Raw genomic sequence first — 11,460 nt, 5'->3', positions numbered from 1 at the left:
GCGGATCGGCTCGCCGTACGTCGAGGGCAAGCGCGAGAAGCTGAAGGTCAAACACAAGCGCACGGCCGACTGTGTGGTCATCGGCTACCGAGTGCACAAGAGCGGAACCGGTCTGGGTTCGATGTTGTTGGGCCTCTACACCGATTCGGGAGATCTCCACACAGTCGGCCGTGCGCTTGTGTTTGACCTTCAGCATCTCGCGCTTGCCCTCGACGTACGGCGAGCCGATCCGCTTGGCGACCACGCCGTCGAGGCCCGCGCCCTCGAATGCGGAGAACCAGGTGCGCGCGGTGTCGGCGTCGGCGGTGACGCGACTGACGTTGAACCGCCTGCCGGTCTCGTGTGGGCCCACCGCCTTCACGAGCGTGTCGCGACGTACGGCGAAGGGTTCGTCGACGACGCTGAGGTCGCCGAGTGCGAGCGCGTCGAATCCGATGAAGATCGCGGGCGTCTTCTCGGCGAGCATCCGCACGCGTGAGTCGGCGGGGTGAATCCGCTGCGCGAGCGAGTCCCAGTCGAGGCGGTGCACGCCGTCGATGACGGACGGGACGCCGATCTCGCCGTCGAGGACCACCTTGTCGGGGAGTTCGGCGCGCGCGGCGTCGACGATTTCGGGGAAGTAGCGCGCCAGGTCTTTGCCTCCGCGAGAACCGATGTAGACCTCGTCGCCGTCGCGAAAGACCAACGCACGAAAGCCATCCCACTTGGGTTCGTAGGACCACGACGGCTCGCCGTCTGGTTGTTCCGGCACCGCTGAGACAGCCTTGGCGAGCATCGGCGCGACGGGAGGCATGACCGGTAGGTCCACCACCCCATACTCCCCATTGCACGACGATCCCGCAATGAGCCGCGCGGTCGGCCGCTGGTCGAGCGTCCCCCGCTGGTGATTTCGACTCGGCAGCTCGCTGCGCTCGCAGCCGGCTCAATCAGCGGAAAAGGCGCCACCCCTGGTCGAGCCTCCCCCCGCTGGTCAAGCGCCCACCGCTGGTCGAGCCTGTCGAGACCACCCCAAGTGATTTCGACTCGGCAACTCGCTCCGCTCGCGGCCGGCTCAATCAGCGGTAGGGTTCGGCAGCTCGCTGCGCTCGCGGCCGCTCAATCAGCGGAAAGGGCCCACCCGCTTGGCGAGCCTCCCCCGCTGGTCGAGCTTGTCGAGACCACCGGGGGCGGTAGTGTCGTGACCGATGTCCGCACACGAACCCGCTGCGCAGTCGGCGCTTCCTGCCGGGCGGTACGCGCCGTCGCCGTCGGGCGACCTGCACGTCGGCAACCTGCGCACGGCCGTGCTGGCGTGGCTCTTCGCCCGCACCTCGGGCCGCCGGTTTCTGCTGCGCATGGAGAACCTCGACCGCACCGCGGTGGGATCCGATCAGCGACAGATCGACGACCTGCACGCCCTCGGGATCGACTGGGAGCCGCCGGTCGTGTACCAGACCGACCGGCTCGATCGGTACCGCGCGCTGATCGACGACCTGACCAGGCGCGGCCGCACCTTCGAGTGCTTCTGCACCAGACGCGAGATCCTCGAAGCCCCGTCGGCGCCGCACTCCCCACCGGGCGCGTACCCCGGGACGTGCCGACACCTCACCGCAGAGGAGCGCGAGAGTAAGCGCGCAGCCGGGCGTCCTCCCGCGATCCGGATCGTGTCGGACGTCGACGAGTTCAGCGTCGTCGACGTCCTGCACGGCGAATACACCGGAGCCGTCGACGATTTCGTCATCCAACGCGGCGACGGCACGCCCGCCTACAACCTCGCGGTGGTCATCGACGACGCCGAGCAGGGTATCGACCAGGTGGTCCGTGGCGACGACCTCCTGCCGTCGGCGCCACGCCAGTCATATCTGACGACGCTGCTCGGACACACACCGCCGGTCTACGCGCATGTCCCGATGGTGCTCAACGACAAGCAGATTCGTTTGTCGAAGCGCGACGGAGCAGTCACACTCGCCGACCTCGCCGCCCGCGGCGTCGACACCGCGACCGTTCTCGACCACATCGCGGCGTCGTTACGGCTGGCCGAGCCCGGCGAACATGTCACCCTCGCCGACCTCGCTCAACGATTCGATCCGACGAAGCTCCCGACGCAGCCGTGGATTCTCACCGACGACGAATGGATCTGAGGCAGTCGCATCCGCTCAGGACGCGGTGGTCAGCAGTCTGTCGAGCAGATCGTCGAGCGTCAGCACGCCGAGAATCTCATCACCGGCGGAGACCAGCGCGATATGTGCACGCTGGTCTCGCATGCGCGCCATACCTTCGTACGCGGGTAGTTCGGCAGGCAGGATCAACACATCTCGGGCAAGGTCGGCAGCCGTGACATCGGCTGCGGCATTGAGACTGTCGCGGACGTGCACCACGCCGATCACCGAGTCGCGGGTGAGGTTCTCATCAGCCCCACCGCGCACGACGAGCAACCGAGAGTGCCCCGTCTGACGCGAAACCTCTTGAATCCCAGCGGGAGAAGCATCCGCGGGAACACCGTCGAGTGCGCCGTCGCCGACGACGTCGCCCACCGCGAGCGCCTCCGTGGCCAACGCCGCGCTGAGCCTGTGGTGATACTCGTCGTCGAGCACTCCGGTCTCGGCGGAGTGGTCGACCAACTGTCGCAACGTCGCCGAATCCTGCCCGGACGACACCTGATCGACGGGTTGCACACCAACGCGACGCAGGCACCAGTTGGCGAGTTGGTTGAGCACGACGAGCACCGGGCGCACCACCCACATGAAGGCGCGCATCGGAATCGCCAGCAGCACAGCCGATCTCTCCGGGTGGGCTATCGCCCACGACTTGGGTGCCATCTCGCCGACCACCAGGTGAAGGAATGTCACGATGATCAGCGCGAGTATGAATCCCACGACGTCGGCGATCCACAGCGGCGCGCCGAGTGCTTCGATTCCCGGCGTGATCCAGTGATGCACAGCGGGTTTGGTCACCGCGCCGAGCGCAAGCGTGCACACGGTGATACCCAACTGCGAACCGGCAAGCAGCACAGACAGTTCCGACGAACTGCGTAGCGCGGCCCGCGCGGCACGACTGGTCTGTGCGGCATCCTCGATACGGTGGCGACGAGCCGCGATCAACGCGAATTCGACGGCGACGAAAAACGCGCTCGCCGCGATCAACACGACCGTGACCGCGAGCACAACCCACGGGTTACTCATCGGCGTCTCCCGACTCGGTGATGACGAGATGGACGGTTGCGGGCACGCGGCGTCTGACCTGCGTCACCGTTGCGGTCACCGTTGGAGCGGCGACGCCGAAAGCGCCGTCGGCAAGCGGCAATTCGACGCTGTCTCCGACCTGGGGCAGTCCGCCCGACGTCGAAATCACAAGTCCGCTCAGGGTTTCGTAGTCGCCTTCGGCCACGTCGTGCCCGATGACGCGTGACACTTCGTCGAGGTGTGTGTCGCCGCGGGCGAGCCAGCCGTCGTCGGTCAGTTCGATCGGTTCGGACGATGTCGTATCGTGCTCGTCGTCGATCTCGCCGGTGATCTCCTCGGCGATGTCTTCGACGGTGATGATGCCTGCGATTCCGCCGTATTCGTCGATCACGACAGCCATCTCGTCGTCAGAGGTGGTGTCGAGTCGTTCGAGTACCGCCGGAAGCGGCAGCGTGGTGGGCACGATCGCGGCGGGTCGCGCGAGATCAGCTGCGGTGAGGCTGGTTTCGTCGAGACGTTCGAGCAGATCGTGCAGATGCACGATCCCGACGACGTCGTCGGGGTTGGCTCCGACCACGGGATATCGCGTATGCCCCACGGCCATCAGGTCGCGAACCTCCGACAGCGACGTATCGGCTGCGACGAAGTCGACGAGTGGCCGGGGCACCATCGCGTGCTCTGCTGTACGAGTGGGAAAGTCGAGGACACGATCGAGAAGCGTCGACAGTTCGGCGGGCAACTCCCCGACCTCCCGCGACTCGGCGACGATGTGTTCGAGGTCGCGCGGTGACGCGGAGTGCTCGACGTCGTGCACCGGCTCGATCCGCAGCGCTTTGAGCAGAAGGTTCGACGCGGCGTCGAACAGCGAGATGACCGGACCGAACACCTTGAGGTAGATCGACGTCGAGAGCGCGAGTCGACGCGCGACGGGCTCGGGGCGTGCGATCGAGAGGTTCTTGGGAAACAGTTCGCCGAACACCATCTGGACGACCGTCGAGAACAAGACGGCCAGCACGGTGCCGATGGCCACGCCGACGGCGACGGGGATGCCGACGTCGCCCAACAGTTCGCCGACGCCACTGCCGATCAATGGCTCGGCGACGTAGCCGACGAGCAGGCCGGTCACGGTGATGCCGAGCTGGGCGCCCGAGAGCATGAACGACGTTCTGCGTGTCACCGAGAGTGCGCGGGCAGCCGCGGCATCACCGTCGGCTGCGCGGGCTTTGAGTCGCGACCGGTCGACGGCCATGAACGCGAACTCCTGCGCTACGAAGTAGCCGGTCAACGCGGTGATGGCGAAGACGACGAGGATTCCGATCACGATTCCGAGGAGCATCATCATGCGATCACCTCGTCGCGGACCGTCGGAACAAATGCCGACGGGTCAGAAGTTGTGAATGCCCCCGAGTGGGGGCCGGATCGTCGAGGTTTCCGTTTTTTGCGCCGAGCGCGGTTCATCGTGTCTTTCTGTCGCGGGTGGGGATGTGGAATATCGGACTCCAGGATACGTGAAAGTCAACGAAACGGACATTGCGTTGGTTCCCGGAGAGTGCGGACCGCAGTAGGGGCGGATCCTCGTCGGCCTACCTGGTGGCGCAGGCAGTATGCCCGTTTGGTCCACGATCGGTGACATGGCTTGGTGATTTGCATTGGCGGACAGTCGAATCCGATGATTTCAGGACCATTGGCTCACCACAAAGAGGTGCGACGAGGGTAGCTTCAACTCTGAAGGCATCCCAGCGAATCCAAGAAGGACATCATGAGTCCGAATCGAATTGTCATCGCTGCTGTGGGTATCGCACTCGTGGTCGCCGCGGTAGTTTTCAACAGCAAGCGACGCACAGTTGATGCGACCACTGCCGAGGTCGAGAACGCCATCGGCGCGCTCGACCCGGTGTCGCGAGCAGCAGTGATCGCCCGGCTGGCCGCCGACGAGAAGACAAAGCTCGACGATAAGAAGTAGCGACCAACGAGTAGTAGCGACCAACGAGAAGTAGCGACTGCGTTCGGAGTGATTTCGATATGCACCAATGAGTGAACAGCGCGAGCGTATCGATCCGGAGAGTCGATTCGCGGAGCGTCGTCGTCGACTGCATGAGGCCCGGTCGGGTCGGATCACGACCGCGATCGCTGATCGGTTCACCGAGATCGACGGCGGCACCGCGGGCACTCTCGTGTCAGTCGAGCTGTTCACCACGGTGATTCCGTTGATCATCCTCGGATTCGGATACTTTTCCGGGTTCGCCTCCAACGCGAGCCCGGGAACGGTGTTCATCCGGGAAACCGGGCTCCACCACCCGCTCGACGACCAGGTACGCGAGGCCTTCGGCAACTCCGCAGGATTGCGATCGAGCTGGACCATATTCGGCGTTGCGGGCTTCCTAGTCTGGGGAATCCCCATGTCGATCACCATCGCCGCCATCTTCGGAAAGGCGTGGCGTCGGGAACAGTTCGGGCTCGGCCAACGTCTCCTCCGCGGCGCCATCTGGTTCCTGCTGTACCTCGTGATGCTGGCTACGCGAGAATGGCTGACCTACACCGTCGGCGCCACCTCGACCACACACGCGCTGATGTTCGTCGTCGGGCTGATACCGGTGTGGATCTTCTGGTCACTGACCCCACCGCTCTTGGTCCGCGACGGCGGTCGAGGTCTGCGCTATCTTCTTCTGGCCGGCTTGGCCGGGGTCGCGGTCGATGGTGTCGTCCTGCCACTCGCCTCGCGAGTAGCATTTCCGGCGCTGCTTTCCGGCTGGAACGGGTTCGGGCCGATCGGGGTGGCCATGACGCTGATCCTGTGGTGCGGGGTGATCGGCGTCGGATGGGTGGTCATCGCCTGCGTCGGCGCAGTCTTCTGGGAACGCATCACGCCGGAACACACGGTTCTCGAGTCGCAAACGGCCTGATCACCCGGCCATTGCGTGGCTCAGTCGTTGCGATTGCCCGCGTAGTACCGGCCGAGGAACTCTTCGCGGTAGGCGTAGTAGTCGCCGGACTCGATGGCTCTGCGCGCGCCGTCGACCATCTGCACGACGAAGGCGACGTTGTGCAGTGTTGCCAGCGTCGCACCGAGTCCTTCCTTCGCCTTGAACAGGTGATGCAGGTAGGCGCGCGAGTACTGCGAGGTGTAGTTGGTGATCTCGGGATCAAGTGAGCGGAAGTCGGTGCGGTATCGCGCGTTGGTGATGTTGTAGCGGCCGTCGAGCGAGTAGATGGCGCCATTGCGCGCGACGCGGGTCGGCGAGACGCAGTCGAAGGTGTCTGCGCCGTTCTCGATCGCGGTGAAGATGTCGTCGGGCTCGCTGATACCCAACAGATGTTTCGGCTTGTCTTCTGGCAGTTCGGAATTCACCCAGCCGACGATCGTGCCGAGGTTGGCCTTCTCCAGGGCGCCGCCGATTCCGAAGCCGCCGAAGCCCTTTCCACCGGAATCCTGGTCGCGACGCGAGAGCTCGGTCAGGTCACGGGCAGCTTTGCGTCGTAGATCCTCGTACTGCGCGCCCTGCAGGACTCCCCACAGCGACTGCTGGGGTCGATGTCCACGCTCGACGGAAAGCCGATTGTGTTCTGCCAGACAGCGAATCGCCCACTGCCGGGTGCGTTCGAGCGAATTCTCCTGGTAGCCACGGGTGTTCATCAGCGTGGTCAGCTCGTCGAACGCGAAGATGATGTCGGCGCCGAGTTGGTGCTGGATCTGCATCGACAGCTCGGGCGTGAACCGATGCGACGACCCGTCGAGATGCGATTTGAAGGTGACGCCGTCGTCGTCGACACGGGAAAGTCGTTCGCGCCCTTCGGCAATCTTCTCGTCGTCCTGCTCGCCGGTCACGTCCATCGAGATGACCTTCTTGAAACCCGTGCCGAGCGACATGACCTGAAACCCGCCGCTGTCGGTGTAGGTCGGACCCGACCAGTTCATGAAGGCGCCGAGGCCGCCCGCGGCGTCGACGATCTCGGGTCCCGGCTGCAGATACAGGTGATAGGCGTTGGCGAGCACGGCCTGCGCGCCGAGCGCGGCGACCGCCTCGGGCAGGACCGTCTTGACCGTCGCCTTGGTTCCGACCGGAACGAAGGCGGGTGTGTGGATCTCGCCGTGCGGCGTCGTGATGACCCCTGTGCGGCCGAGCGAACCGTCGAGCCGCGTGCCCACCGCGTACGAATGTTCGGGATGCAGGTGCAGACCGGTCGGGTTGGTGTCGGGAGCGTCGATGTCGGGCGGGGTCACCGACCGATCTTCGCAGGTCGAGCGCCCTGAGCTCAAACCAGCTCCCGACGAGGTCCGCGGACCCGAAGCGTCGATTCGCTACGGTGAGTCCATGACGCGCGGAACGAACCTCAAGGTACCCACCCGGATCGTGCTGGCCTGCTGCGGAGCCCTCGCGGCCACGTCCCTGGCGCTGACCGGCTGTGGCTCCGACCAGCAATCAGACACGTCGAGCTCTGCGACGACGCAGGTGAGCGATTCGACGAGCCCCGCCGTGGTCGGCGGCCCCCGACCGGGAACACCGACCACCTCGGTACCGCCCGAGACCGCCGCGGGCACCAAGTCGTGCGACCAGATCTCCGGGCCCGACGGCGCGCTGACCGTACAGATTCTGGCCGGCGACGTGAGTTGTGCCGACGCCATGACACTGGCGAAGTCGTACGGACCGAAGATCTCGAGTGGTGAGCCGCAGGATGTCGACGGCTGGTCGTGCGCCCCGGCCACCGGACACGGCCTGCTCGCGGCGTGCGAGAAGGGCTCGGACAGAGTTGGCTTCGCGCCGTAGTGCATTCGCCGACTTGACCCTCACGCGACGTCAGGCAGCAAGGTCATCGGTGTGAGCGAAGGAAATGCCCCGTCGTCGGGCGACCTCACCGTCGGTGCGGTCGCTGGCCTCGTCGGCGTCAGTGTGCGGACGCTGCACCATTACGACCAGATCGGTGTGGTCATCCCGACGGGCCGAACACCCGCGGGATACCGCGTGTACGACGACGCCGACGTCGAGCGCCTCCACCAGGTGCTGACCTACCGGGAGTTGGGCTTTCCGCTCGAGCAGATCGCGACCCTGCTCGACGATCCGCACGCAGATGCGCTGGGCCACTTGACCACCCAGCGCGATCTGCTCAATGAGCGGATCGCTCGCTTGCACCGGATGGTCGCAGCAGTGGAGGACATGATGGACGCGAAGAAGTCAGGAATTCAGTTGTCGGCCGCCGAGCAGAGCGAGATCTTCGGCGACGAGTGGCTACCCGAGGAGTACTCAGCCGAGGCGCAGCAGCGCTGGGGTGACACCGACGAGTGGAAGCAGAGCCAGCAGCGAACGGCCCAGTTCAGCAAGGACGACTGGCGCCAGATCAAAGCCGACGCCGACGCCTTCGAGGCACGACTCGCCGACGCGTTGCGGCGCGGCGTCGAACCGAGTTCTGCCGAGGCAAACGATCTCGCCGAGCAACATCGGGCGAGCATCGAGAAGTTCTACGACTGCGGCTACGAGATGCAGGTCTGTCTCGGCGACATGTACGTCGCCGATCCGCGATTCGCCAAGCACTACGACGCCGTCGCGCCCGGCCTCGCGGTGTTCCTGCGCGACGTGATCCGCGCCAACGCAGAAGGTAAGGACACAGACGGGAAGTGAGTCAGCCCAGCTTTTCGGCGACCCGCTCGAGCGCTGCGACGCGGCTGCCCTTGACCAGGACCGCGTCGCCGCGCTCGAGTCCGTCGAGTGCTGCGACGGCGGCGTCGATGTCGGCGACGTGGGTGGCCGTCGAGCCGTAGCTGGGCTCGTCGACGGCGATCACCGTGACGCCGAGTGAGTCGGCCTGGGTCGCGATCGCCTCGTGCTCGGCGGCTGAATCGTGTCCGAGTTCTGCCATCGTTCCCAGCACGGCGAAGCGTCGTCGAGCATCGAGGGCCGCCAGGGAGCGCAGCGCGGCCGACATCGACGTCGGGTTGGCGTTGTAGGCGTCGTTGAGCACGACGACGCCGTCGGCCGTGGTGGAGAGCTCCATGCGCAGACCCGACAGCGCGGCGTCGAGGAACCCGGCGGGCATCGACTCGACGGGTACGCCGAGCCCGCCCGCTGCCGCCGCGGCGGCGAGCGCGTTGGACACCTGATGCTCGCCGCGCGCCGCGAGCGACACCTGCGTGCTGCCCCACGGCGTGTGCAGGCGGAACGATGCACGGAGCTGATCGTCGACGACGATGTCGGTGGCCACGACGTCTGCCGAGGGGGTGAGGCCGTAGGTCAGCACCTGCGCGGACGTGCGGGATGCCATTGCCGCGACGCGCTCGTGGTCGGCGTTGAGCACGGCGATGCCGTCGGCCGGAAGTGCCTCGACCAGTTCACCTTTCGCACGCGCGACGGCCTCGATGCTGCCGAAGAGTTCGAGGTGCACGCCCTCGACCCGGGTGATGATGCCGACGGTCGGGTGGGCGATCGAACACAGCAACTCGATATGCCCGACCCCGCGCGCACCCATCTCGACGACCGCGGCCTCGGTGTCGTCGGGGGCGTTGAACAGGGTGAGCGGTAGGCCGAGTTCGTTGTTGAACGACTTCTCGCTCGCGGCCGTGCGGAACGTCGTGGAGAGCAGTCCGGCCAGCAGATCCTTGGTCGACGTCTTGCCCACCGACCCGGTGATCCCAACCACCCGTTCGGGAAGTCGACGCCGCGCTGCGCGGCCGAGGTCGGCGAGTGCGAGCGCGGTGTCGACGACGGTGATGGCCGGGGCCTCGACGCCCTCGACAGGGCCGGTCGAGGTGAGGTAGGCGCCCGCTCCCGCCGACACCGCGCCCTCGATGAAGTCGTGTCCGTCGCGAGCAGCGACGACCGGGACAAACAGCTGTCCGGACCGCACCGCGCGCGAGTCGATCGTCGCGCCGTCGACCGTCACGTCGTTTCCGACGAGTTGACCGCCAACCGCGTCCGCCACCTCATTTGCCTGCATGTGCACGACTCAACGCTAGAGGAAGGAGCAAAACGCCCCGCACGCCGGGGAGAGCGCGGCGAGGCGTCGACGTATCGTGTGACCCATGTCGACTCCCCTGCTTCGCCTGGTTGTTCTCTACGGCGGCGTGTCCGCCGAGCACGATGTGTCGCGCGTGACCGCGGCGCACGTGCTGGCAGCAGCCGATCCGGCCAAGTACAGCGTCGTCCCGATCGGTATCGCGAAGAACGGGACCTGGGTCCGCAACGACAAGGTGATCGCCTCACTGGCCGACAAGACACCGCTGCCCGATGCACTCGACATCGCGGGCACCGTCGTCGACCCGCTGCGCGAGCTACAGGCCGATTCCGACGGAGCGATCACCGTTGTGCTGCCGCTGCTGCACGGCCCGCACGGCGAGGACGGCACGATCCAGGGAATGCTCGAGCTGTTCAAGCTGCCCTACGTCGGCGCCGGTGTGCTCAGCTCCGCAGCGTGTATGGACAAGGGCATGGCCAAGGTCATCGCCGCGCAGGCGGGAATCCCGCAGTGCCGGTGGATCGAATACCGCGACGGCGTCGACGACCCGCGCACCGTCGCGTTCCGCGCCATCGAGGAGCTGGGCCTGCCGCTGTTCGTCAAGCCGGCCAACCTCGGGTCGTCGGTGGGAATCACCAAGGCGCACAACGCAACCGAACTCGACGACGCGATCAACCTGGCACTGCGCTACGACGACGTCGTGGTGATCGAGGAGTTCGTGTCCGGGCGCGAGGTCGAGATTGCGGTGCTCGGCAACGAGAACCCCGAGACGTCGGTGCCAGGCGAGATCATCTCCGGGAGCGAGTTCTACGACTACGAGGACAAATACATCACCGGCGCAGCCCAGCTGGTGATCCCGGCACCGCTGAGCGATGAGGCGGTACGCGAGGTCCGCGAGCTCGCGGCGAAGACATTCCTCGCGATGCGGTGCGCGGGCATGGCGCGCGTCGACTTCTTCTACGAGGAGCCGGGCCGCGGCTGGCTGCTCAACGAGGTCAACACGATCCCCGGATTCACCCCCGGCTCGATGTACCCGAAGCTGTGGGGCGCCACCGGCATCGCCTACCCCGACCTGATCGACCGCCTCGTCACGCTTGCGCTGGAAGCGCACCGTCGGCGCGCGGGGTTCTCGACGGAGCACTGACGCCGTCGCCCCGCCTGGCACGGCAGGTGGACGTGCTCCGTCCGAAGACGTTCCGGGCCGCTCCCGTTTTCAGTCAATTTCAGAGATGCCCGGCGGCAAAAGCCCAGGTCGGCTCGTCGGGACCCTTCAGAAATGACTGAAAACGGGAGAGCCAACTAACCCCCAGACAGCGAAACACCCCCTCATCTACGCAGATGAGGGGGTGTTTCT

The 11,460-nt window shown here is 65.9% G+C and carries 11 protein-coding genes; 6 read left to right on the top strand and 5 right to left on the bottom strand.

Annotation, left to right across the window (positions count from 1 at the left end; genetic code table 11):
- Positions 1–808: ATP-dependent DNA ligase (locus A5777_RS07335; RefSeq protein WP_082933576.1), on the bottom strand; the 808-nt coding region annotated here is incomplete at its 3' end.
- Positions 809–1,184: 376 nt separating this feature from the next.
- Between A5777_RS07335 and gluQRS the strand changes: the two genes are divergently transcribed.
- Positions 1,185–2,120, top strand: a complete 936-nt coding sequence (gene gluQRS, locus A5777_RS07330) for a tRNA glutamyl-Q(34) synthetase GluQRS (protein ID WP_005208056.1) — start codon at positions 1,185–1,187, stop codon at positions 2,118–2,120.
- Between the two features lie 15 nt (positions 2,121–2,135).
- Here gluQRS and A5777_RS07325 read toward each other — a convergent pair whose 3' ends face one another.
- Complete coding sequence (locus A5777_RS07325) at positions 2,136–3,161, bottom strand: hemolysin family protein (protein WP_005208057.1); 1,026 nt, start codon at positions 3,159–3,161, stop codon at positions 2,136–2,138.
- Entirely contained in the window at positions 3,154–4,503 is a 1,350-nt protein-coding gene (locus tag A5777_RS07320; protein ID WP_005208059.1) for a hemolysin family protein, read from the bottom strand. The genes A5777_RS07325 and A5777_RS07320 overlap by 8 nt, the downstream gene beginning before the upstream one ends.
- Before the next feature lie 417 nt (positions 4,504–4,920).
- Between A5777_RS07320 and A5777_RS07315 the strand changes: the two genes are divergently transcribed.
- The gene (locus A5777_RS07315; RefSeq protein WP_005208060.1) at positions 4,921–5,124 is read left to right on the top strand and encodes a hypothetical protein; all 204 of its coding nucleotides are present in this window, start codon (positions 4,921–4,923) and stop codon (positions 5,122–5,124) included.
- Positions 5,125–5,191: 67 nt separating this feature from the next.
- Positions 5,192–6,064 carry a hypothetical protein gene (locus A5777_RS07310; protein WP_064862152.1) on the top strand — a complete coding sequence of 291 codons (873 nt, stop codon included), beginning with the start codon at positions 5,192–5,194 and terminating at the stop codon, positions 6,062–6,064.
- A 20-nt stretch (positions 6,065–6,084) separates the two neighbouring features.
- On the opposite strand, the gene tgt is transcribed toward A5777_RS07310, so the two are convergent.
- Positions 6,085–7,338, bottom strand: coding sequence for a tRNA guanosine(34) transglycosylase Tgt (gene tgt / locus A5777_RS07305; protein ID WP_039856704.1), 1,254 nt, complete (start codon positions 7,336–7,338; stop codon positions 6,085–6,087).
- Between the two features lie 136 nt (positions 7,339–7,474).
- On the opposite strand from tgt, the gene A5777_RS07300 reads away from it, so the two are divergent.
- Positions 7,475–7,927 (top strand): hypothetical protein, encoded by a 453-nt coding sequence (locus A5777_RS07300; protein WP_039856684.1) that lies wholly within the window; start codon positions 7,475–7,477, stop codon positions 7,925–7,927.
- Between the two features lie 51 nt (positions 7,928–7,978).
- Positions 7,979–8,776 (top strand): MerR family transcriptional regulator, encoded by a 798-nt coding sequence (locus tag A5777_RS07295; RefSeq protein ID WP_005208064.1) that lies wholly within the window; start codon positions 7,979–7,981, stop codon positions 8,774–8,776.
- A 1-nt stretch (position 8,777) separates the two neighbouring features.
- Here A5777_RS07295 and A5777_RS07290 read toward each other — a convergent pair whose 3' ends face one another.
- Positions 8,778–10,088 carry a UDP-N-acetylmuramoyl-tripeptide--D-alanyl-D-alanine ligase gene (locus A5777_RS07290; RefSeq protein ID WP_039856685.1) on the bottom strand — a complete coding sequence of 437 codons (1,311 nt, stop codon included), beginning with the start codon at positions 10,086–10,088 and terminating at the stop codon, positions 8,778–8,780.
- An 85-nt stretch (positions 10,089–10,173) separates the two neighbouring features.
- Here A5777_RS07290 and A5777_RS07285 point away from each other — a divergent pair, with 85 nt between their 5' ends.
- On the top strand, positions 10,174–11,250 hold the full coding sequence (locus A5777_RS07285) for a D-alanine--D-alanine ligase family protein (protein ID WP_005208067.1): 1,077 nt from the start codon (positions 10,174–10,176) through the stop codon (positions 11,248–11,250).
- Positions 11,251–11,460: the final 210 nt, after the last annotated feature.

Origin of the sequence: Gordonia sp. 852002-10350_SCH5691597, assembly GCF_001665715.1 — a bacterium.
GTDB lineage: Bacteria > Actinomycetota > Actinomycetes > Mycobacteriales > Mycobacteriaceae > Gordonia > Gordonia sputi.
The sequence above is the reverse complement of the archived record's forward strand: the minus strand, read 5'-3'. Positions and strand labels throughout refer to the sequence as shown.

Bases quoted from the DNA above. Each gene is read 5' to 3' on its own strand.
- gluQRS (WP_005208056.1), top strand. From the start codon at position 1,185: ATGTCCGCACACGAACCCGCTGCGCAGTCGGCGCTTCCTGCCGGGCGG.
- A5777_RS07300 (WP_039856684.1), top strand. From the start codon at position 7,475: ATGACGCGCGGAACGAACCTCAAGGTACCCACCCGGATCGTGCTGGCC.
- A5777_RS07325 (WP_005208057.1), bottom strand. From the start codon at position 3,161: ATGAGTAACCCGTGGGTTGTGCTCGCGGTCACGGTCGTGTTGATCGCG.
- A5777_RS07310 (WP_064862152.1), top strand. From the start codon at position 5,192: ATGAGTGAACAGCGCGAGCGTATCGATCCGGAGAGTCGATTCGCGGAG.
- A5777_RS07285 (WP_005208067.1), top strand. From the start codon at position 10,174: ATGTCGACTCCCCTGCTTCGCCTGGTTGTTCTCTACGGCGGCGTGTCC.
- A5777_RS07315 (WP_005208060.1), top strand. From the start codon at position 4,921: ATGAGTCCGAATCGAATTGTCATCGCTGCTGTGGGTATCGCACTCGTG.
- A5777_RS07290 (WP_039856685.1), bottom strand. From the start codon at position 10,088: ATGCAGGCAAATGAGGTGGCGGACGCGGTTGGCGGTCAACTCGTCGGA.
- A5777_RS07320 (WP_005208059.1), bottom strand. From the start codon at position 4,503: ATGATGATGCTCCTCGGAATCGTGATCGGAATCCTCGTCGTCTTCGCC.